Source organism: Nocardia sp. NPDC004415 (assembly GCF_053602435.1).
This window is the reverse complement of sequence record NZ_JBSGDP010000020.1, coordinates 71,155-93,070: the sequence shown is the minus strand read 5'-3', so window position 1 is coordinate 93,070 and position 21,916 is coordinate 71,155. Positions and strand designations below refer to the sequence as shown.

At 68.0% G+C, this 21,916-nt stretch carries 14 protein-coding genes; 7 read left to right on the top strand and 7 right to left on the bottom strand.

What is annotated here, in order from left to right; all coding sequences use genetic code 11:
- On the top strand, positions 1-231 hold a 231-nt coding region (locus tag ACWEMY_RS12725), incomplete at its 5' end, for a transposase family protein (protein ID WP_452390135.1).
- A 217-nt stretch (positions 232-448) separates the two neighbouring features.
- Here ACWEMY_RS12725 and ACWEMY_RS12720 read toward each other — a convergent pair.
- A complete protein-coding gene (locus ACWEMY_RS12720; RefSeq protein WP_452390134.1) occupies positions 449-1,999 on the bottom strand; it encodes an acyl-CoA carboxylase subunit beta in 1,551 nt (516 codons plus the stop codon).
- Positions 2,000-2,298: 299 nt separating this feature from the next.
- Here ACWEMY_RS12720 and ACWEMY_RS12715 point away from each other — a divergent pair, with 299 nt between their 5' ends.
- A complete protein-coding gene (locus ACWEMY_RS12715) occupies positions 2,299-3,477 on the top strand; it encodes an esterase/lipase family protein (protein WP_452390133.1) in 1,179 nt (392 codons plus the stop codon).
- Between the two features lie 56 nt (positions 3,478-3,533).
- Here the strand turns inward: ACWEMY_RS12715 and ACWEMY_RS12710 are convergent, their stop codons facing one another.
- Complete coding sequence (locus ACWEMY_RS12710) at positions 3,534-4,757, bottom strand: PucR family transcriptional regulator (protein ID WP_452390132.1); 1,224 nt, start codon at positions 4,755-4,757, stop codon at positions 3,534-3,536.
- 209 nt (positions 4,758-4,966) lie between these two features.
- Between ACWEMY_RS12710 and ACWEMY_RS12705 the strand changes: the two genes are divergently transcribed.
- Positions 4,967-5,446, top strand: coding sequence for an HAD family hydrolase (locus ACWEMY_RS12705; protein ID WP_278262193.1), 480 nt, complete (start codon positions 4,967-4,969; stop codon positions 5,444-5,446).
- Between the two features lie 43 nt (positions 5,447-5,489).
- Here ACWEMY_RS12705 and ACWEMY_RS12700 read toward each other — a convergent pair whose 3' ends face one another.
- Positions 5,490-7,079, bottom strand: coding sequence for a GMC family oxidoreductase (locus tag ACWEMY_RS12700; protein WP_452390131.1), 1,590 nt, complete (start codon positions 7,077-7,079; stop codon positions 5,490-5,492).
- 124 nt (positions 7,080-7,203) lie between these two features.
- A complete protein-coding gene (locus ACWEMY_RS12695) occupies positions 7,204-8,694 on the bottom strand; it encodes an FAD-dependent oxidoreductase (protein WP_452390130.1) in 1,491 nt (496 codons plus the stop codon).
- A gap of 132 nt (positions 8,695-8,826) precedes the next feature.
- On the opposite strand from ACWEMY_RS12695, the gene ACWEMY_RS12690 reads away from it, so the two are divergent.
- A complete protein-coding gene (locus ACWEMY_RS12690) occupies positions 8,827-9,318 on the top strand; it encodes a glutathione peroxidase (protein WP_452390129.1) in 492 nt (163 codons plus the stop codon).
- Position 9,319: 1 nt separating this feature from the next.
- Here the strand turns inward: ACWEMY_RS12690 and ACWEMY_RS12685 are convergent, their stop codons facing one another.
- From ACWEMY_RS12685 to ACWEMY_RS12675, 3 genes are read right to left on the bottom strand one after another with little or no spacing between them, the layout of a single operon-like run.
- A complete protein-coding gene (locus tag ACWEMY_RS12685) occupies positions 9,320-10,534 on the bottom strand; it encodes a DUF7373 family lipoprotein (RefSeq protein WP_452390128.1) in 1,215 nt (404 codons plus the stop codon).
- Positions 10,510-12,057: a serine/threonine-protein kinase gene (locus ACWEMY_RS12680; protein WP_452390127.1), complete on the bottom strand. Its 1,548-nt coding sequence runs from the start codon at positions 12,055-12,057 to the stop codon at positions 10,510-10,512. The genes ACWEMY_RS12685 and ACWEMY_RS12680 overlap by 25 nt, the downstream gene beginning before the upstream one ends.
- Before the next feature lie 58 nt (positions 12,058-12,115).
- Complete coding sequence (locus ACWEMY_RS12675) at positions 12,116-13,162, bottom strand: MFS transporter (RefSeq protein WP_452390139.1); 1,047 nt, start codon at positions 13,160-13,162, stop codon at positions 12,116-12,118.
- Here ACWEMY_RS12675 and ACWEMY_RS12670 point away from each other — a divergent pair.
- From ACWEMY_RS12670 to ACWEMY_RS12660, 3 genes are all read left to right on the top strand, one after another.
- Positions 13,122-13,541, top strand: a complete 420-nt coding sequence (locus ACWEMY_RS12670) for a hypothetical protein (protein WP_452390140.1) — start codon at positions 13,122-13,124, stop codon at positions 13,539-13,541. The genes ACWEMY_RS12675 and ACWEMY_RS12670 overlap by 41 nt on opposite strands.
- A gap of 63 nt (positions 13,542-13,604) precedes the next feature.
- Positions 13,605-14,435, top strand: coding sequence for an SAM-dependent methyltransferase (locus tag ACWEMY_RS12665; protein WP_452390126.1), 831 nt, complete (start codon positions 13,605-13,607; stop codon positions 14,433-14,435).
- A 325-nt stretch (positions 14,436-14,760) separates the two neighbouring features.
- Entirely contained in the window at positions 14,761-21,909 is a 7,149-nt protein-coding gene (locus tag ACWEMY_RS12660) for an amino acid adenylation domain-containing protein (protein ID WP_452390125.1), read from the top strand.
- Positions 21,910-21,916 lie beyond the last annotated feature (7 nt).

Here is a 21,916-nt window from a genome sequence, read left to right as displayed (position 1 = left end):
GGTGTCGTCGGCGTCCTCACTCCGTACAAGGGCAGGAACAAGCCAGCGTCGCAGAAGGAAGCCAACCGTGCCCACGCACGGCTACGCGGCCGCGGCGAGCGGGCATTCGCCCAGCTCAAGGTGTGGAAGATTTTGCGGAAGCTGCGATGTTGTCCTGACAAGACGACTCGGCTCGTCAAGGCGATCGGAGTACTGCAGGACCGCGAGCGTCAGGCCGAGGCAGCAGGATGAAAAAGGCTCGGTGTGCCGTCCTTGCGCACGCCGTACAGGGCGACATCGCCGAGGGAAATTTCACCGGCCATGCACCGATTTTCACAGAGAATGGCCTCCGGGGATATCATTCGATAGAGATTGTAGATTCTCAGTACACCGCTACTGCCCATAGCTACTCGCTCTCTGTGCCGCGCCCGATTCGGCTGCCGTTGTGGCGTGAGACTACGCGTTGGCCTCAGACCGGGAACAGGCCGTGTTTGCGGGGGTTCGGGCGGGACACTGCCTCTTTTTCGTGGAGGAGGCGGAGGGCGTGGCGGATTTCGAGGCGGGTGGTGGCGGGTTCGATGACGGCGTCGATGTAGCCGCGTTCGGCGGCGATCCAGGGGGTGGCGACGGTGGCGTTGTACTGGTCGATCATGAACTGGCGGGCGCCCGCGCGGTCCGGGGCCGGGACCTGCTCGAGTTGCCGTTTGCCGACGATGCCGACCGCGCTCTCGGCGCCCATCACCGCGATGCGCGCGGTCGGCCAGGCCAGGCTCAGGTCGGCGCCGAGCTGTTTGCAGCCCATCACCGCATAGCCGCCGCCGTAGGCCTTGCGCACCACCACGGTCACCATCGGGACGGTCGCCTCGATGACCGCGCGGAAGAACCGGCCGCCGCGCTTGATCACCCCGTTGCGCTCCTCGTCGACACCCGGCAGCACGCCGGGGGTGTCGACGACGAACACCAGCGGGATCCGGAAGGCGTCGCAGATCCGGATGAAATGCGTTGCCTTGTCCGAGCATCGGGCATCGAGCGCGCCGCCGAGCACCATCGGCTGATTGGCGACCACACCGACGGGCCTGCCGTCGACGCGAGCGAATCCGGTGATCAGATTGGCGGCCGTGGCGGCGGCGATCTCGTGGAAATCGCCGTCGTCGAAGAGGCGGAGCAGGATGTCGTACATGTCGTAGCCGGTGCGGTCGGCGTCGGGGATGATCGTGTTCAGCTCGCGGTCGCTGTCGGTGATCTCGGGTTCGAGTCCCGGGTTGACGATCGGCGGCGGCTCGTTGCAGCTGCTCGGCAGATAGCTCAGATACGCCCGCGCCCAGGCGAAGGCGGCCGCCTCGTCGGCCGCGACGTGGTGGATGGTGCCGTTGTCGGCCTGCACCCGCGCGCCGCCGAGTTCCTCCATGGTCACCGATTCGCCGGTGACCTCCCGGATCACCTCCGGCCCGGTGACGAACATGTAGGACTGCTCGGTCGCGATGAGCACATCGGTGTTCACCGGCGCGTACACCGATCCGGCCGCGCACTTGCCCAGCATGATCGAGACCTGCGGGACCAGTCCCGAGAGCTGCTCCTGGCGGCGGCTCATCATCGCGTACCAGGCCAGCGAGGTGACCGCGTCCTGGATGCGGGCGCCGCCGGAGTCGTTGATCGCGACCACCGGGCACAGGTTGGCCAGCGCGAAATCCAGTGCCGCGGCGACCTTGCGCCCGAACATCTCCCCGACCGACCCGCCGAACACGGTCTGGTCGTGCGCGATCACCACCACCGGCCTGCCGTCGATCTCGCCGCGGCCGGTGACCACCCCGTCGCCGTACATGGCCTCGGTGCGGCCGGGCTGCCGGACCAGTTTCCCGATCTCGACGAACGTGCCGGGGTCGAGCAGCGCGCGCACCCGCTGTCTGGCGCTGGGAATGTCTTTCGTTTTGCGTTTCGCGATACCGACCTCGCCGGCCGGTTCTTCGGCCAGTTCCAGCAGGCCCCGGAGTTCTTCCAGTTTTTCGCGCGTGACGCTCATCGGTGGTGCAGCCCTTCGAACATTCTTCGCCGTCGTTGGCGACGGTCACGAGCGTAGCCCGCACAGACTGTGAAGTGTGACCATTCCACTAGTTTTCCGGCAAAGATCCGGGTGACGCGGCGGTCCGGGGAGCGGAAAAAGTCCTGTGTGCGGTCATGGGGGTTGTTCGTGAGGTGTGGTGACCTGCCCAGAACAAAGGCGAGGTCCGGATCGGCCCGAATTCCGCGACTTATGTTCGGTCCGGTTTCGACAAGCCATTCGCTCGAATTATCGAATCGCACAGGAAGATACACCAGACGATGAAATCTCCCAGTCGCCGACGCGCGGTGCAGACAGCGGTGTTCACCGGCGTCAGCGCACTCGCCGTCGCCCTGTCCGGGGCGGGCGCGAGCGCGGCCCCGGCGCCCGCGCCCACCGAACACGATCTCGCCGAGGTGATGGCGGGTAGCCCGATCGCGGGCACCGGCTCGGCGTGCACCTCCGGCAGCGGCGCGGGCTCGGGTAACGGGTCGGGCAACTGCTACGGCGGATCCGGTTCCAGCTCGGGGTCTTCGGGCGGCAAGTCCACCGACACCGTCGGTGTGGGCCCGGCGCAGACCTCGTTCCTCGGCGCCTTCGCCTACGGACTGGGCAACGGTGACGCCGCCCCGCCCGGCGCCAACGACTGGAACTGCAAGCCCACCGCCGACAAGCCGCGCCCGGTGGTGCTGCTGCACGGCACCTGGATGAACGCCTACAACGGCTACGCCTTCATGGGTCAGCCGATCAAGGACGCGGGCCTGTGTACGTTCACCTTCAATTACGGCCGTTCCGGCCTGGTCGAGGGTGGCGGGCTGGGTTCGTTGCTGCCCGGCGTGATGGGCACCGGCTACATCCAGGACTCCGCCGACCAGTTGGCCACCTTCGTCGACCGCGTGCTCGCTGCCACCGGCTCCGACGAGGTCGACATCGTCGCGCACTCCCAGGGTGGCGCGATGGCCAACTGGTACACCAAGTTCGACGGTGGCGCGGCCAAGGTGAAGAACCTGATCACCTTCGGTGCCACCCACCACGGCACCAGCCTCGACGGCATCGGCGCGCTGGGCCGCGCCATCAACAATCTCGGCATCGACGTGCTCGGCCTGGTCGAGATCTTCGTCGGGCACGCGGGCATCCAGCAGACCATCGGCTCGGACTTCGTCAACGAGCTCAACGCGGGCGGTGACACCGTCGCCGGAGTCGACTACACGGTGGTCGGCACCCGCTACGACGAGGTGACCAACCCCTACGACCTGACCTTCCTGAAGGCCGGGCCGGGTGCCACGGTCGACAACATCACCCTCCAGGACGGCTGCGAGCAGGATGTCTCCGACCATCTCACGATGATGTACTCCCCGCGCGCGCTGTCGATCGCGTTGCGCGCGCTGGACCCGGCGGGCAACCACGAGCTCGCCTGCACCTTCAACCCGTGGCTGATCGGAGGTGGTGGATCGCTGTGACACACCGCGAAGGCGCTGCCCGTGATCGGTGGGCAGCGTCTTCGGCGTGTGTGGGGTCAGGCGGCGCTGCGGTAGCTGCGCGCGACGAGCGCGGAACGCAGGTACCACAGGCCCGAGGGCTGGGTGGGGTCGAAGCCGGTGAGCTGACCGATCCGCTTGAGCCGGTAGTCGACGGTGTTGGTGTGTACGTGCAGCACACGCGCGGTGCGCTGGCGGTTGAGATTGTTGGCGATGTGGCGCTGCAGCGTCTCGAGCAGTTCGGGGTACTGGTCCAGCGGGTCGAGCAGCGAACCGAGGAATTCCCGGCCGGGGCCGGGGCGGGTCAGCTGGTATTCCAGCGCGAGCTCGTCGAAGCGGTACAGCCCCGAGGTCACGTCGAGCCGCTGGACCATGTCGAGCAGTTCGTGGGCCTGGTCGGCGGCGTCGGGAACGCCGGTGCTGCTCGACTCGACCATCGCGGCGGTGATGCCCACCTGCGCGGCGTGCGAGAGCTGGGCGACCAGGGCGGCGAGCCCGTCGCGATCGAAGGCGTCGGCCGGGATGAGCACCGTGCCGCCGTCCACGCTGAGCAGCGACAACGCCGTCTCGCCGCAGCGCTTGGCCAGTTCGGCCTGCACGCGGCGCAGTTTGCGCCGGGCCACCACCTTCGCGTCGAGCGCGGGGTTGGCCTCCTCGCGGTGCGGGGGGATCGACAGCGCCAGCACCGCGTAGGTGTCGGCGATGGCGATCCCGCACTCGCGGGCCATGGTGGAGGTGCTGTGGCCGCCGAGCAGCGCCGAGGTCAGCGTGTGTACCGCGGTGTGGTGCTCGCTGACGACACCGCGCAACTCGCGCACGTAGGCCAGCGAGACCTGCGCGGTGATGGTGTCGAGCAGTTCCATCACCACCTTGACGCCGTCGACGAGGTTGTCGTAGTCCTTCACCGACGCGCTCGACACCACCAGATCCAGGCCGATCTTGAAGCCCTCGGCGATCGAGTGGTGGATCGTGTCGATCGGGACGCCCTCCCTGGCCCACGCGCTGGCCGCGTCCTGCAGCCGTTGCAGCGTGTTGGGGATGTCGCGGCCGTCGAGCATGCTGACGGCGAATTCCAGGCAGATGCGGGTGATGGTGGTGACGTCACCGGAGATGGCGTCACCGGGCAGCGTGCCGCACGGCGCCACGTTCTCGACGAAGTGACCCACCATCTGCCGCGACAGCGCTCGGACGTCCTTGAGTGGCGAAGACATCGGCCGCCCGGAGATCGTCAGTGATTGCCGGGGTGGGTTGTCTACGGACATCTGTGTTCCCTTCGCCTGTTTCCGGGCTGTACCCCCCGCCGTCCAGCGACTTCACCCTAGCCAACCGGTGCGCGGAGTGGAAAGGATTGCTTGCTTATAGGTCGGCGGCACAGGCGCCGGGGCAGCCTTGGTGACCCTTCACAAGTCTGGTCGATCGCTATCGGGGGTTGTAGAGTTCACCGCGCCGGAACGAACCGATAGGGGCACCCATGATGCGACCTGCCGTCCGTTGTCTGGTCTGGGAACTGGACGAAACCCTCTGGGACGGTGTGGTCCACGACGGGACCAGCGCCGCGCCGCGCCCACCCGCGGTGCGCACGCTGCGGAAGCTGAGCGAGCGCGGCGTGCTGCATGCCGTCGCGGCCCGCGGCGACCGCGCGCGCACGCTGCACACGCTCTACCGGCACGGCCTCTACGAGATGTTCTCGGCGGTCGAGATCGGCTGGGGCCGCAAATCGGCCTCGATCGTGCGCATCGCCGACACCCTGGGCCTCGGCCTGGACGGGCTGGCGTTCCTCGACGCCGAGCCGGTGGAACGCGCCGAGGTGGCCCGCGCGCTGCCGATGGTGCGCTGCTACGCCGCCCGCAATGTCGAGATGCTGCCGCTGCTGCCCGATTTCCGGCACGACCTGCGCTCGGGCCCGCTGCCGACGCCGCCGCTGGGATTCGCGCGGGTACCCGCGCTCTGATCGGTGCGGTGAGGGCGCGCCGCGACGCGCCCTCACCGGCCGGTCAGGCGTCGGCCAGGATGAACGAGGCCGCCTGCTCACCGATGAAGATGGCGGGCGCGTTGGTGTGGCCGCGGATGATCAGCGGCATCACCGAGGCGTCGGCCACGCGCAGACCCTCCACTCCGCGCACCTTCAGGTCCGGCGTGACGACGCTGGCCTCGTCGGTGCCCATCCGGCAGGTGCCGACCGGGTGGTAGAGGGTGTGTGAGAACTTCTCGATGGTCAGCGCGATGGCGCCCTCGAGGTCCTCGGGCGCCTCCGGCGGGTAGATCAGCGGCCCCAGCGCGCTCTTGAGCGCGGGCTGGCCGACGAATCCGGCGCACACCCGCAGCCCGGCTTCCAGCGCGGCCCGGTCGGCGCCGTCGGGATCGGACAGGTAGCGCGGATCGATCACCGGCTTGGCGGTCGGGTCGGCCGAGGCCAGCCCGATCTTGCCGCGGCTGCGCGGGCGCAGCAGGATCGCGCCCAGCACCACGCCGTGCTCGGTCGCCTCGACCAGGCCCTCGTGATAGAACGGCGCGGGCGCGTAGATCAGCTCCAGGTCGGGGTGCTCGAGCTCGGGCTCGCTGCGCACGAAACCGTAGGCCTCGCCGACATTGGAGGTCAGCATGCCGCGGTGGCGGACCAGGTAGTTGATCAGTTCCAGGGGCTTCTCCGCCGCGTACAGCGAATCGGATTCCACGCCGTAGCCCAGTGCGGCGATCAGGTGATCCTGCAGGTTCGCGCCGACCTCGGGGGAGTGCGCCACCGACTCGATGCCGTGTTCGGCGAGCTCGTCGCGGTCGCCGATGCCCGAGAGCTGCAGCAGCTGCGGGCTGTTCACCGCGCCACCGCACAGGATGACCTCGCGCGTCGCGGTGACGGTGTGGGTCTGCCCGCCCTGCAGGTACTGCACGCCGGTGGCCCTGGTGCCCTCGAAGAGCACCTTGGTGGCCAGCGCCTCGGCGTGCACGGTGAGGTTCGCGCGCTTCATCGCCGGGTGCAGGTAGGCGTCGGCGGTACTCCAGCGCCTGCCGTCACGCTGGGTCACCATGGTCTGGGTGAAGCCCTCGGGCGCGGGCCGGTTCGGCGACTCGAGCTCGTGACCGGCCTGGCGCGCGGCCTCGAGGAAGGCGTGGGTGGAGGCGCGCGGGCTGCGCTGACGCTGCACGTGCAGCGGGCCCTTGGTCCCCTCGTCGGGGAACTGCGCGTCCTGCACCCGCTCGATCTTGCGGAACTGCTCGACCGCGGCGCCCCAGTTCCACTGCTCGCCGGCGAGCAGCCCCCACTCGTCGTAGTCGGCCCGGAACCCGCGCACCCACATCATCGCGTTCATCGACGACGACCCACCGAAGGTCTTGCCGCGCGGCCAGTAGATCTGCCGGTCGCCCAGGCCCGCCTGCGGTTCGGTCAGGTAGTCCCAGTCACGCTCGGTGCGGAACAGTTTCGAGAACGCCGCCGGAATGTGGGCGAACTTGTCGTCGTCGGCCGGTCCGGCCTCCAACAGCACTACCGTGGTGCCCGAGTCGGCGCTGAGCCTGTTCGCGAGCACCGCCCCCGCTGATCCGGAGCCGACGATCACGTAATCCGCGGACGTCCCACCTGCTTGCACTGTCCAACTCCGATCCTGCACTGCATCTGTCGTAGTCAACTCGGATGCGCCACAGCCGGACTCGTCGCCGGGCGGCGCTGGAAGCAGCGTACTGACAGTCGGCGCCCGGCGGGTGCTCCGTGTCTCAGTCGGTGGCCGTCGCCGCGGCGGCCCGGCCCGCGCGCCTGCCGTAGAAGCTGCCGTCGCCCAGCGACGCCCCGCTGACATACCCGCCGGCGCACAGCCCCGACGTGCATCGTCCTGCCGCGTAGAGCCCCGCGATCGGCTCCCCGCTGACGTGCAGTACCCGCGAGTCCAGGTCGGTGCGCAGCCCGCCGAGGGTGAATCCGGCGGTGAACCCGCGCAGATCGAAACCGGCCAGCGAGCCCGAGATCGGCCGCACCCATTCGGGTTTCTTGCCCAGCAGCGGGTCGCTGCCCTGCTCGGCGTGCCGGTTGTAGGTGGCGACCGTGGTCTGCAACGCCTGCTCGGGCAGGCCCATCTCGGCCTCGAGCTCGGCCACGGTCTCGGCGACCCACTTGGGCGGGAACCGGAAGAACGGTGTGGCGCTCTCGGTGGCGAGCGCCTCTTCCAAGGACTTCTCGTCGATGACGAGGAACGCCTGGTTTTCCTGCTGCAACAGTGTCGCCTGGCCGATACGGCCGGGGTAGGTGTCCTCGGCGATATAGCGCTGCCCGCGCCCGTTGACCATGATGCCGCGCGCCATCATCTGCGGATCGCCGAAGATGGCGACCTCGCTGGCGTCCATGTGCGCCAGTTCGGCACCCAGTGCCTGGGCCAGCCGGATGCCGATACCGTCGTGCTCCTCGATCGCGGCGCCGGGCCGCCCGCTCAGTTTCGGGGTGTAGCGGTCGATCATCTCGGTGTCGTAGGCGAAGCTGCCGGTGGCCAGTACCACGCCGCGTTGCGCGCGCACCGCGACCGGCTTGCCGAAGTGGGTGGCCAGCACGCCGACCACGCGATCGTCGTCGTCGACGATCAGCCTGCGGATGCGGGTGTCGTACTCGACCGGGATGCCGAGTTCGGCCACGGTGTCGGCGAGCGGCTTCATGAGCATGTAGCCGCCGCTGCGCTCACCGATCTTCTTGCCCGCCAGTTCGGGGACGTGCCCGCGGGGCGCCGGTGTCGCGATGTCGAGGAACGGTGCCGCGTTCTCGCCACCGGAATACATCAGCCCCTCGTCGTGCGGTGGCTCCCAGCCCGGTTCACCCCAGAACGACTCCTTGAACGGCACCCCGCAGTCGACCAGCCAGTTGTAGTGCTCGACGCTGCCCTCGCAGTAGTCCTCGATCTTGTCGGTATCGGCACACGGGCCCAGTGCCGCGGTGAGGAAGGCGGCCATGTTCTCGGGGGTGTCCTCGAAGCCCAGCGCCTTCTGCAGGGGAGTCCCGCCGCCCAGGTAGACGAAACCGCCCGCCAGCGCCGCCGCGCCGCCCCAGCCGCCGGTGCGTTCCAGGATCAGCACCCGCGCTCCCGCCCGTGCGGCCTCGATCGCCGCGCACACGCCGGCGATCCCGTAGCCGGCGACCACGACGTCGGCCTCGAAATCCCAGTGCGTCACGGTGTTCGCGCGCAGCGGGCGGACGGTGTCGGTCCGGGGTGGGTTTTCGGTCACGAGCGGCCTCCGGTGTTCGGGTGTGTACCGAAATGGTGCCGCGTCACCGCCGACAAAACAAGAACGTGTTTCAGAAATCTGTCCGGTCGGGACCCTGGGCCCCGGCGCGTCGGCTCCGGTACGGTGGCGCCGGTGAGCGCGAATATTCGAGACATCGCCGTGCAGACCCTCTCCGGCGAGGACACCACCCTGGGCGCGGTGGCGGGTGACCGGGCGGTGCTGCTGGTCAACGTGGCCTCCAAGTGCGGCCTGACCCCGCAGTACACCGGCCTGGTCGAGCTGCAGAAGACCTACGGTGAGCGCGGCTTCACCGTCGTCGGCGTGCCGTGCAACCAGTTCATGGGCCAGGAGCCCGGCTCCGCCGAGGAGATCCAGGAGTTCTGCTCGGTCACCTACGGCGTGGACTTCCCGCTGCTGGCCAAGGTCGACGTCAACGGCGACGACCGCCACCCGCTCTACACCGCGCTGGTCGAGACCCCCGCCGCCGACGGTTCCGCCGGTGACGTGCAGTGGAACTTCGAGAAGTTCCTCATCGGCCGTGACGGCACGGTCGCGGGCCGCTTCCGCCCCACCGTCACCCCGGATGCCGCCGAGGTCGTGCAGGCGATCGAAGCCCAGCTCTGAGTCAGGCCGAGTTCGCCAGCAGCGCGTACTGTGCCGCGGCCTGCTGGCGCACCCCGGCCGGTTCGGGCCCGCTGACGAACGCGCCGTAGCGGCGGTAACTCACGTAGCAGCGGGTCAGCGCGGCGGTGCCGGGAGCGCTGCGGCGTTCCGCGCAGTGCGCCCCGGGGACCTGCTCGGGCGCGCTGACCGGGTGCGCCGCCGAGCTGAGGGTGCGCTGCCAGGTGTCGCCGAAGTCCGTGGCGGCGGCGTCGTCACGGAACCGGAACAGCGTGGTCGTATACGAATTGGCCACGCTGTCCACCCCGCCGCGATCCCACGCGGCCGCCAGTTCGGCGGGCTCGCTGGGCCGGTAGTGCAGGCCCGCGCGCCCCGGCCAGGCGGCGAACTCGCGCGAGGAGATGGCGATCTGCTGATTGGCCGGGCCCGGGATCAGGGTGCGGCGCAGCAGCCCGTCCGGATCGCGGGGGAGGTCGCCGATCCGGTCCGGCGCGGTCGGCGTGAACTGCTCGAGCAGCGGCACCTGCGCGTCGAGGATCGCCGCGACCCGGCGCGCCATGGCGTCGATATCCGGGCTCGGGTGCTGCAGGAACAGACTCACCACGATCTCACCGTGGGCGAAGGTCGCGCCGATCGTCTTCACCCCGGGCCGCCAATGCGCGTGCGCGGCGGCATAACCGGGGATGGGCACCGGCTGGTTGTCCGGGCTCACCGCGAAATCGGTGGCCTCCAGATCGCGGGCGGCGGCCTCGGCCGCGGCGGCGCCCGGAAAACGCAGCAGCACCACCCGGGTGACGCGCGCGTCGGTCTCGATGGCCGGTGTCTTCGCGTCGAAGGCGCGGTTGCCCTCGGCGATGTCGAAGCCGGTGATCATCCGATGCCGTTCCAGCACGGGCAGATTCACATTCGAGATGGCCGAGGCGTCGGCGGTGCGGCGCGGGGTGTCGAGCACATCGGTGCCCCAGTTGTGGGTGAGCTCGGCGTCGACATCGTGCGGGAACACGATCGCCCCGCCCATCCGCAGCCCCTCCAGGATCGCGCCGTCGGTCGGCTTGCGGCCGCTCTCGATTTCGGCGGGCGCGGTCGTGTACCGGCCCACATCGAGCGTGCGGACATCGATCTCGCCCGGCGTCGCGGTGCCCGTCACCGCCGAACATCCGGCGAGCAGGACCGCGACCGCGCCGAGGGCGGTGATCACAGGGGTGCGCTGGTGAGCCATTCGTCGATCATCTCCTGATGGGTGTGGCCCTTCCAGTACACCTGGAGCAGCACGGTGGAATGCGGTGCGGTGTCGAACTGCACCAGCAGCCACGGCCCCGTCGAGCTGTTGAAACTGCGCACGGAGAGCGGCTTGCCGTAGCGCGAACGCAGCTGCCGGGTCGTCCCGGCGGGCAGTGTGGCGACGAATTTCGTGACCGTCTCGATGTCGGAGTGGGCGAGCACCTGCAACTCGAGTTTCTCCCGGTCGGTGCAGTTGAACCCGGTGTCCCACACGGCATCCGGGTTCTTGGTGGCGAAACTGCACCGGAGTCCGCGATAGCCCTCGCTGTCCGGGCCCGCGGGCAGCAGGTCGGGGAACAGGGCGATGGTCGGCCGGGCCGCGGCCCACGGATCGACGGTGGTCGTCGTGGCCGGGGTGGTGGTCGGCGGGAGTGTGCCGGTCCCCGGGTTGTCACGGGTGAGCGCGATCGTCGTCGCCACGGCCAGGACGGCGGCCAGTCCGGCCGCCGCCGCGGCCCAGCCGATCCGGTGGCGACGGGAGCTCCCCGATCCGGGCGAGTTGCGGTCACGGGTCGGCGGGGCGTCGACATGTCCGGGCGCAGATCCAGGACGGCCGAATTGCGTCGCGGTGCTGCCGGTTCCGCTCGCGTAGGTCACCGGCACCGTGGGCCCGACACCTGTGCTGAGCGCGGTCGACGCGACAGCGACCAGCTCCGCGCAGCTCGCGAACCGCTGCGCCGGGTCCTTGGCCAGCGCCCGCGCGAACACCGCGTCCATCGCCGGGGGCAGGTCGGGGCGCGAGGCGGTGATGCGGGGGACCGGGTGCATGAGGTGCGCGCCGATGAGCGCGCCCGCGCTGGTCGCGGTGTACGGCGGCTGCCCGGTCAACAGATGGAACAGCGTGCAGGCCAGCGAGTACTGATCCGAGCGCGGCCCGAGCGGTCGTCCGTCGAGCTGTTCGGGCGCGGCATAGCGCAGCGTCGCGACGAGGGATCCGGTCTGTGTGAGGGCGGTGCCTTCGTCGACCGCCTTCGCGATCCCGAAATCGGTGAGCAGCACTTGCTGGGTGCTCACCCCCGGGGACTGCTCGCGCAGCAGGATATTGGCCGGTTTCACATCCCGGTGCAACAGCCCGGCCGCGTGCGCGTGATCGAGCGCGTCGGCGGTGCACCGCGCGATGTGCAGCGCCCGCTCGACCGGCAACGGCCCCGCCCGCACCGCGGTATCGGCGTCCGTGCCCGCCACGTACTGCATGGCGATCCACAGCTGCCCGTCCGCGCTGCCCCGATCGTGGATCGCGACGATATTCGGATGGTCCAGCCGCCCCGCCAGCTCGGCCTCGCGCTCGAACCGTCCCCGGAACAGCGGGTCGGCGGCGAAGGAGGAGTGCAGCAGTTTCAGCGCGACCAGACGCGGCAGCCGCGGGTGCCGGGCCGCGTACACACTGCCCATGCCGCCGGAACCGAGCACCCGCTCGATGCGAAAACCGGCGAAAACGGCACCGGCCGGGAGCTCGTGCATGCAGTCACGGTAGCCCAGGGCCGATGCCGACGCGGTTGTCACGCTGTCATCGCGCAGCTCACCGCCGGTTTCCGCGCACCGCCGGCGCGGCTGTCGCGGCCGCGGCGAGCGACATCCCGGCACCGGTCACATGCACCAGCCACACCGCCTCCGCGGCCGTCCCCGCCTCCGCCGCCGCGAGGAACACCGATCCCAGACTCGCGATCCCGGCCACGATCCCCAGCTGGACAGCGGTGACCAGGATGCCGCTCGCGTCGGCGGCCAGCGTGACCGGCACCGCCGCCAGCGCCCGCGTCATGAGCGGACTGAAAGCCAGCCCGTTCCCGGCCCCGAAAAGCCCGAACGCCAGCCACACCGCGGGCCCGGCGCCCGCACCGCCGCCCAGCAGGACGGCGAGCCAGCCCAGCGCGGCGGCGTCGAGCACCAGCGCGCCCGGAATCATCCGCGCGTGCCAGCGCGCCGGAACCCGCTGCCAGGACAGTCCGGCCACCGCGAACGCCAGCCCCATCGGCACGAACTGCATCCCGGCCCGCACCGCACCGAACCCGAGATCGCCCTGCAGATACAGCGCGCACGCGAACAGCCACCCGCTGAAGATCGCCATGATCAGCAGCAGTGTCACCGCGGCGGGCAGCAGTCCCGCCGCGCGCACGGCCGCCGGGGCGAACAGCGGGTCGCGCCCCCGCCGGGCGACAGAACGCTCGACCGCACCGAACGCCACCGCGGCGACGACGCCTGCGGCGAAACACAGCACCGTCCACCGCGGGAACCCGAGCTCGTAGCCCACCATCAGCGGCACCACCAGCAACAGCACGGTGAGGGTGAGCGTCACCAGCCCCGCCACATCGATCCGGCGGTCCACCCGTCCCACGGTCACCGGCAGTGCCCGCACCGCCACCGCCCACAGCACCAGCCCGAGTGGCACATTCACCAGGAACACCCCGCGCCAGCCGCTCCCCGCCACATCCGCGTCCACGATCACTCCGCCGAGCACCTGTCCTACCACCACGCCACTGGAGACGATCATCGCGTAGAGGCCGAGCGCCCGCGCCCTGGCCTGCCCGGTGAACGTCCGCTGGATCATCGTCATCACCTGCGGCACCATCGCCGCCGCCCCGACCCCCTGTGCGAACCGGAACACGATGAGCGAGCCGAGCACCTCCCACCAGCAGCACCGCGTAGGCGATCACATACCCGGCCACTATCAGCTGCAGTCCGGCGCCGTGCGTGTGCAGATCCGCGCGGATGGCCGGGACCGCGACATTGACGATCGAGGCGTCGAGTACCGCCATGAACTGCCCGACCAGGAGGACGACGAGCACGGCGATCGAACGCCGTCCGGCCGTCGGGGGATGCGCTGTGAGCGCGGCTGTCCGATTCATTCCCCGATCGTGCGCAGCGCCCCGCCCACCGGCCAGGAGTCCGGTTGTCCCGGTGTGCACACCACCCGGCTGAGACTGCAGGTACCGGAATTGCTTCTGTAGCAAAGGAAACGATGCGCTAGCCTGAAATCTCCTACAGTCACCACCGATGCCTGGAGGCACGTGATGTCGCAATCTTCCGCTGCCTACCCCAGCGCCGTTCCGGTCGGGGTGGACACCACGCGCGCGAGTATCGCGCGGGTCTACGATGCCGCGCTCAACGGCAAGGACAACTACGAGGTCGACCGCGAAGTACTCGCGCAGGTCCGCACCGTCGCCCCGCAGGTCAACGACCTGGCCTGGGCCAACCGTGATTTCCTGATCCGCGCCTGCCGCTTCCTGGCACGGGCCGGGATCGACCAGTACCTCGACCTGGGCTCCGGCCTGCCCACCGCCGAGAACACCCACCAGGTGGTCCAGCGGGTGAACCCGCAATCCCGCGTCGTCTACGTCGACAACGACCCGTCGGTCCTGGTCCACGCCCAGGCCCTGCTGGCCAGCAACACCCGCACCCGCATCGCCGAGGCCGACATCTTCCGCCCGCTCGAGGTCCTCACCAACCCGACGGTCCGCAACGAACTCGACTTCCAGCGCCCCCTGGCCGTCTTCCACATCGGCACCCTGCACCACTACCTCGGCGACGACGCCGCTGCCATCATGCAGACCTACATCGACGCCCTCCCCTCCGGTTCCTTCGTCGCCATCGCCCACTTCCACGACCCGGAAACCCCCGAATACACCGAACTCGCCCAGCGTATGGAAGAGAAGTTCATCCACAGCCCCATGGGCAGCGGCCGCTTCCGCACCCGCGCCGAGATCCAGGCCATGTTCGGCACCCTCGAGATGGTCACCCCCGGCCTCGTCCGCTGCGACGACTGGTGGCCCGACGGCCCCCACCTCGCCCCCCTCTCCGACGTCCGCCACTGCATCCTCGGCGGCATCGGCCGCAAACCCTGACCCGCTCGACGGCCACAGCGTGACGGACATCGCACCCGATCCGCGATCTCGGAATGCGGTGTAGGCCAACATAATTGGTACCTTTGACAGCGGGCTGGACGGTGCGGACCGCAGACCGCACCGTCCAGCCCACCCGGCAGACGTGCTCGAGGTCCTGACCTGATGTACGTGTAGTGACCACGAAGACGCGTGATCGGTGCTCGCCGGATCATCAGGAACCGGATTCCCTCGTGAAAGAGTCAGCCGCAGAGTAGAGTTCGACTGAGGCGGGGCCAGGTTGACACGTGGGAGGAACGCTGTGTTGGGCTCGGTCGTGGTTTCAGCGATGGCCATCGCCGCCGCAAGGACCAGTGGCAATCATCCGATCGTGCCCGTGGCCGATTTCTACCTTCGGGTGAAGCGACTCCTGCGGGAACGCTACCCCGCCATAGATATCGATGCATTGGAGCGTGTTCCCAGCTCGGCCGACGAACATCGCCGTTTGGCCGAAGAACTCCGGGCCGCAGGCTGCGAAGCCGACTCGGAGCTCCGTGGGATGATGCAGCATCTGATCGACTTGCTCGCTGTGCACTATCCCGAAGATGGTGTGGCGGACCGCGTTGAAGTTCACGAACTCCAACTCGCGGCGGTGTCCGGCGAGATGGCCGGGTCGGCGCACGGGTCGCTGACCGCCCCCTCGCCGACGCAGCCGTGGTTCACCGTCGACGGCCTCGACCTCGATGGCAGGATCCTGCCGTCTGTCCCGCTCTCACCGGCGCAGTCCGCGATCTGGTTCGCTCAGCGTATTCGTCCCGACATTCCGCTGACCATTGCGCAATATGTCGAAATCCAGGGTGAGCTCGATGTCGGCGCCTTATTGTACGCGGTCGAGCGTTTCGGTGCCGAAACGCAGATCGGGCAGATCCGCTTCATCGAGATCGGCAATGCGCCCCACCAGCTCATCGATCAATCGTGTCGGCCGGACTGGGCTCGCCTGGACCTGCGTGCGGAGGCCGATCCGTACGGATCGGCCATGCAATGGATGACCGAGAACTCCAGTTCGCCGATCGATGTGGAACGGGACCCGCTCATCACCAATGTGGTCCTGCGGATCGGCGAGGCGCACTACATTTGGTACACCCGAGCTCACCACCTCGTCATCGATGGCTACGGTGCCATGAACGCGATGACTCGCGCCGCGGAGATCTACACGGCGATCATCGTGCGAGGGGAGCCCGCGCCTTCCCGGGCAGCACCGCTGGCTGACATAGTCGCCGACGACAAGAAGTATCGAGAGTCCTCGCGATTCCACGGCGACCGGGCATACTGGCTCGAGCAGATGGCCGACGTCGATGAGCCGATATCTCTGAGTGACAGCACGGCATCCGCAGCGACATCCGCAGCTGATCGCCGCCTGGCACGTGGTGTGCTCGACGCTCACCTGCGTGCCCTGCTCGAGGATGCGACACAACGGCACAACTCCGCCGCGTCAACCCTTGTCGTCGCCGGAGTCGCGAGCTATCTGCGGTCGATCACCGCCAGATCCGATGTCGTACTGAGCTTGCCGGTGTCGGCTCGCACGACCGTTGCGCTGCGCCGCTCGGCGGGCATGGTGTCCAACGTCGTACCGCTGCGGGTCCGTTTCGGCCCGGACACCACGGTCGCCGAGGCGATTCGCGAGGTCGAGGTGCAGATCACTGGCGCGCTGCGTCATCAGCGGTACCGCCACGACGATATACGTCGCGACTGTGGCTATGCCCGGTCGCTGCGCGGCTTTTTTGGCCCCACCGTGAACATCATGCTGTTCCACGACGAGCTTCGGTTCGGTAACCAGATCGGCCAGATCAACGTGTTGTCGACCGGGCCGGTGGAAGATCTGTCGATCAACTTCTATAACGTCGCGGGAGCGCGACTCCACCTCGATTTCGAGGCGAATCCAATGCTGTACTCGCGCACCGAAGTCGACCTCCATCATGCCCGATTCCTCGATTTCCTGCGGACATTCCTCGCCGCCGATGGGGAGTCGGCCGCGGAATCCATCACCGCCATCACCGCTGCCGAGCGAACCGCCGTGGTACACACCTGGAATGCGACATCGGCCGTGCACCCGGGTGGCACGCTGGCGAGCCTGTTCGCCGCCAGAGCGGCCGCCGACCCTCGAGCCACTGCCCTGGAGTACGGCGATCACCGTGTCTCGTACGGAGAGCTGGACGATCGGACGAACCGACTCGCGCGTTTCATGATCGAGCGTGGTGCCGGACCGGAGACGGTCGTCGCGATCTGCCTGCCTCGCGGGATTGATTTGATCCTGGCTATCTACGCCACTATCAAGACAGGAGCGGCGTACCTGCCACTGGACCCGGAGTATCCCGCCGAGCGCCTGTCCTACTGCATCGACTCCGCGGATCCGGTCCTCGTTGTCGTCGACGCCCTGGATGTACGCACGCCGAGTGTCGGCCACTCGCTGTTGACGCTGGCTTCCTGCGACCTCGCCGCCTACGACGGTTCGGCGATCGGTGACGCGCAGCGGCGGGCGGTGCTGCTGCCGGACAACCTGGCCTACATGATCTTCACCTCCGGGTCGACGGGTGTGCCGAAAGGGGTTGGTGTCTCCCATTCCGCCATAGTCAATCGGCTGCGATGGATGCAGCACGAGTATCCGCTCGACGGAACCGACGCCGTTCTGCAGAAGACATCGTTGACGTTCGATGTCTCGGTCTGGGAATTGTTCTGGCCGCTCCAAGTCGGCGCGCGGCTGGTGATCGTGAAGCCCGACGGCCATCGTGATCCGGCTCATCTTGCGCGTGTCATTGCTGGGAAGTGCGTCACCGTGGCGCATTTCGTGCCGTCGATGCTCGACCTGTTCGTCACGGAATCGGGTTCTGCGCTGGCCGTCGGCTTGCGCAGGGTGTTCTGCAGCGGCGAGGCACTTCCGGCCGCGACTGTCCGTGATGCCCGGTCGGTGCTTCCACATACCGAGATCCACAACCTGTACGGACCCACCGAAGCCGCCGTCGACGTAACTTTCTGGCCGTGCGCTGAAGTCACGGACGCGACGGCGATCGGGTCGCCGGTGTGGAATACGCAGGTCTATGTCCTCGACCCGAACCTGCACCCCAGTCCGCCAGGGGCTGTCGGAGAGCTCTACCTCGCGGGCGTGCAGCTGGCTCGTGGGTACCTCGCGAAGAGTGGGCTCACCGCAGATCGGTTTGTGGCGAATCCCTTCACTCCCGGTACCCGGATGTATCGAACGGGCGATCTCGCGCGGTGGAAGCTGGTCCCCGCGGACACCGCGCGAGGTGTGCTGGAGTATGTGGGCCGCAGCGACTTCCAGGTCAAGGTGCGTGGCCAGCGCATCGAACTCGGCGAGATCGAGCAGGCCCTACGCGCCGATCCCCGTGTCGTTCAGGCGATCTGCACCGCCCACAGCGGTCCCCTCGGCACCTCGCTGGTGGCCTATGTGGTTGCGGGAACAGACATCGGCTCGAGGGGTCTCGGAGCATCGCTGATTCGTTCCTTGCGTCACGCGCTTCCCGCGCACATGGTGCCGGCAGTGGTCATCCCGCTCGACCAGTTGCCGATCAACTCATCCGGAAAGCTCGATCGGAAGGCATTGCCCGATCCAGAGAACTACCTGCGCGTCGCCGTTGGGCGCACCGAGCCGCACACCGCGGCGGAGCGCCTAGTCGCCGCGGTCTTCGAAGAGGTTCTCGGAGTCGAAGGGGTCGGGGCTGACGACAGCTTCTTCGCACTGGGCGGCGACTCGCTGATCGCGACTCGGGTGGTCGCTCGCATCAACGCCGCGCTCGGCTCGAGCTTGGGCATCCGGGATCTCTTCGAAGCCGATACCGTCGCCGAATTGGCCGGGCGTTGTGGCGTCGTCACGCAGGCTACACGGCCGCGCCTGCGGCCCGCGGTCCATCCGGAGCGGATTCCCTTGGCTCCCGCGCAACAGCGTCTGTGGATCCTGAACCGGCTCGGCGAGCACGCGGCGGCCTACAACATGCCGTTGGTTGTCCGCTTCGACGGTCCGCTCCAGCCTGCCAGATTGCGCGCCGCCCTGCTCGACGTCGTGGACCGGCAACAGATTCTGCGCACCACATTTCCCGAGGATGCCGACGGACCGCGACAGGTCATCCACCCCGCCACCGCGGTGCCACTGTTCTCGGAACCGATCGACGCGACCGACGACGACATCGCCACGCTTGCGACCGAGTACGCCGCGATGGGATTCGATCTGCGCAGCCAGCCACCCCTTCGGATGTCGCTCCTGCGGGTTGGCACCCGACGCTATGTCCTGATCGTCGTCCTGCACCACATATGTTGCGACGGGTTGTCGGTCGCCCCATTGCTGCGCGATCTGGAGTGCGCGCTGTCAGCCCGGCTGAATGACAGTGAGCCGGGATGGTCGCCACTTCTCATCCGATACGCCGACTACGCGCTCTGGCAGCGCGAACTGCTCGGAGATGACTCGGATCCCAGAAGTTTGCTCAACACGCAACTGGCGTACTGGCGGGCCGCGCTCGACGGGATACCCGACCGGCTCGACCTTCCACTCGACCGGCCGCGGTCGCGACGGAGGTCACCGGAGGCAGGGTCCGCTCGATTCGCGGTGTCTTCAGAACTGCGGCGGGCGATCGACGAGCTCGGCCGGCACGTTGGTGCGTCCACATTCATGGTCGTCCACGCCGCGCTGGCTGTGCTCCTGTCCCGGGTGTGCGGCAGTGCGGATATCACCATCGGCACTCCCGTCGCCGGTCGGGCAGATCGTGATCTCGATGATCTCGTCGGGATGTTCGTCAACACCCTCGCACTACGCACCGCGGTAGATCCCACCGCCGGATTCACGCGTTTGCTAGAAGTGGTTCGAAGAGCCGACCTCGATGCCTACGTCCACGCCGACGCGCCGTTCGAACGGCTCGTCGAAGTCGTCAACCCGGAGCGTTCATCGGCACATCATCCGCTGTTCCAGGTGGTGTTGTCCTCGGATACCCGTAGCGAGCTCCGACTCCACGTTCCGGGCATCGATGCCGAAATCCTGCCGACACCGCTGGCCGTCTCCAAGTTCGACTTGGAAGTCGTGATGCGCGACGACGGCCGAGGTCTGTTAGCCGAACTCGAATGGGGTTATGCGAGAGACCTTTTCGACCATCCCAAGATAGAGGGTTTGGGTCGGCGACTCCTGGCGATACTGCGTGCCGTGACAGAGAATCCCATCACGCCAGTCGGTGATCTCGACCTTCTCGATGAGCGGGAGTCCACGGCCTTGGTGCCCATCGCCGGCCCGCCCGCCGAACCGGCAATTCTGCTGCACGAATTGTTGTCGAATACCGCTGGACGGTTCCCGGACACCGTCGCGCTTCGTCAACACGACAAGGCAGTGACCTACCGCGAACTCGACGAACGGTCGAACAGGTTGGCGCGTGCGCTGGTGGCGCGCGGGGCCGGTCCGGAACGCGTCATCGCCCTCGCGTTTCCCCGTGGTATCGACTACGTCGCTGCGGTCTGGGCCGTCGCAAAGACCGGGGCCGCCTACCTTCCGATCGATCCGAGCGACCCCGGCAGCCGTGTGGCGTACATTGTCGAAGACTCCGCGGCGGTCTTCGGCCTCACGTTGTCCGCCTCGTCGGCGCGAGACTTGGGCTTCCATACCCAACTTCACCAGCAACAGCATTTCAAGTGGCTGACTCTCGACACACTCTCTTTCCTGGACGAACTCGGCGAGTCCTCGGCTGATCCGATTCCCGACAACTTGCGTCGCAGCTCACCTAACGTGGACCAGCTGGCCTACCTTATCTATACGTCTGGTTCGAGCGGCGAGCCCAAAGCTGTCGAAGTCACCCATGCGGGGCTCGCCTCGCTCGCGGTCACCCAGCGAGAGCTGTTCAGGGTGTCGGATTCTGCGCGGACGCTGCATTTCTCGTCACCCGGTTTCGATGCCTCGGTGCTGGAGATGCTGCTTGCGTTCGGTGCGGGCGCAACGATGGTGATCGCGCCGACGGACATCTTCGGAGGTGCGCAGCTCGCTGCGTTCCTGAGGGACGAGCGGATCACCCACGCGTTCGTCACGCCTGCGGCGCTGGCGACTGTGCCGCACGAGGGACTCGACGAACTCGACGTGGTCATCGTCGGAGGTGAAGCCTGCAGCGAGGAGTTGGTCGAGGCCTGGAGCGCTGGGCACCGGATGCACAATATGTACGGTCCGACAGAGGCTACCGTCGCGGTCACCGCAACGGCTCCCATGGCAGCGGGCCGTCCTGTCCAGTTGGGTCTTCCGGTGCGCGGGGTCCGGATGTACGTACTGGACACACGCCTGCAGCCGGTTCCGCCCGGCACGGCAGGGGAGCTGTACCTGTCCGGGCCGGGCATCGCGCGAGGCTACCGTGGCCGTCCCGGCCTCACCGCAGAGCGATTTCTTGCCAACCCGCACGAAGCCGGCGCGCGTATGTACCGCACCGGTGACATGGTGGTGGCGGACTCGACGGGCGCCGTGCGCTTTCTCGGTCGGCTCGACGACCAGATCAAGGTCCGAGGGTTTCGGATCGAGGTCCGTGAGGTCGACCAGGCTCTCCGCAGACACAGCGGCGTAAGTGCTGCGATGACACTGGTCCACACCGATGAACACGGTCGCCGTCGGCTCGCGGCCTATGTCACGGTGAAGGGGCCGGTGGAAGCGGCCGACATTCTTGACTACGTGCGCCAGTCGCTGCCCAATTACATGGTGCCGGCATCCGTGACGATCATCGAAGAATTCCCGCGGACCCCGGTTGGCAAGCTGGATCACAATGCCTTGCCACCGCCGGTCTTCGCGCCGGAGAACGCCGCTGAGGCGGCCCGTACCGACGTCGAACACGCCCTGGTCGCGATCTTCGCCGATGTTCTCGGACTCGAGGAGGTCGGACGCAGCGAGAGATTCTTCGAGATCGGCGGGAATTCGCTGATCGCCACCCAGGCCGTGGATCGTTTCGCCAACGTACTCGGACCCGGGCTGACCGTGCGGGACCTCTTCGACGCGGGCACGGTCGCCGAACTCGCACGCAGATTCGAACAGCGCCGAGCCGAAGCGGATTTAGAGGCACTGTTTCGCGACGGGGCCGCGGTCGACCACCGTCGGGCACCTCGGGAAGCGCAGGTTTGGTGCCTGGGCGACGAACCCGCCCGGCCCGGCGAAGTCGTCCGGATCGGATTCGCGATCGGTGTTCCCGATTCTGCGGCGGCGGCACGGGTAGACGCTGCGGCGGATCGGATACCGGAACCCGTGCGGCTCCGGATCCTGCTGCAATCGCAGCAAGCCTTCGTCCAGCCGGTCACACACATCGCGGTGCTGCACGTCGATCGCACGAGTGATCCCCGGATATTCGAGGTCATTCCCGAGCAGGACGGCATCACCAGCCTGACATTTCGTATCTATCTGGACCGTGACGGGCAGTTGCTGCAGGAAGTTGTAGTCGCCTTGCCTGTCGAACCTCCCCTGTCGAAAGCCGTACTGCCATGAGCCGCGG

Bases quoted from the DNA above. Each gene is read 5' to 3' on its own strand.
- ACWEMY_RS12720 (WP_452390134.1), bottom strand. From the start codon at position 1,999: ATGAGCGTCACGCGCGAAAAACTGGAAGAACTCCGGGGCCTGCTGGAA.
- ACWEMY_RS12715 (WP_452390133.1), top strand. From the start codon at position 2,299: ATGAAATCTCCCAGTCGCCGACGCGCGGTGCAGACAGCGGTGTTCACC.
- ACWEMY_RS12710 (WP_452390132.1), bottom strand. From the start codon at position 4,757: ATGTCCGTAGACAACCCACCCCGGCAATCACTGACGATCTCCGGGCGG.
- ACWEMY_RS12705 (WP_278262193.1), top strand. From the start codon at position 4,967: ATGATGCGACCTGCCGTCCGTTGTCTGGTCTGGGAACTGGACGAAACC.
- ACWEMY_RS12685 (WP_452390128.1), bottom strand. From the start codon at position 10,534: ATGGCTCACCAGCGCACCCCTGTGATCACCGCCCTCGGCGCGGTCGCG.
- ACWEMY_RS12680 (WP_452390127.1), bottom strand. From the start codon at position 12,057: ATGCACGAGCTCCCGGCCGGTGCCGTTTTCGCCGGTTTTCGCATCGAG.
- ACWEMY_RS12675 (WP_452390139.1), bottom strand. From the start codon at position 13,162: ATGGTGCCGCAGGTGATGACGATGATCCAGCGGACGTTCACCGGGCAG.
- ACWEMY_RS12665 (WP_452390126.1), top strand. From the start codon at position 13,605: ATGTCGCAATCTTCCGCTGCCTACCCCAGCGCCGTTCCGGTCGGGGTG.
- ACWEMY_RS12660 (WP_452390125.1), top strand. From the start codon at position 14,761: ATGGCCATCGCCGCCGCAAGGACCAGTGGCAATCATCCGATCGTGCCC.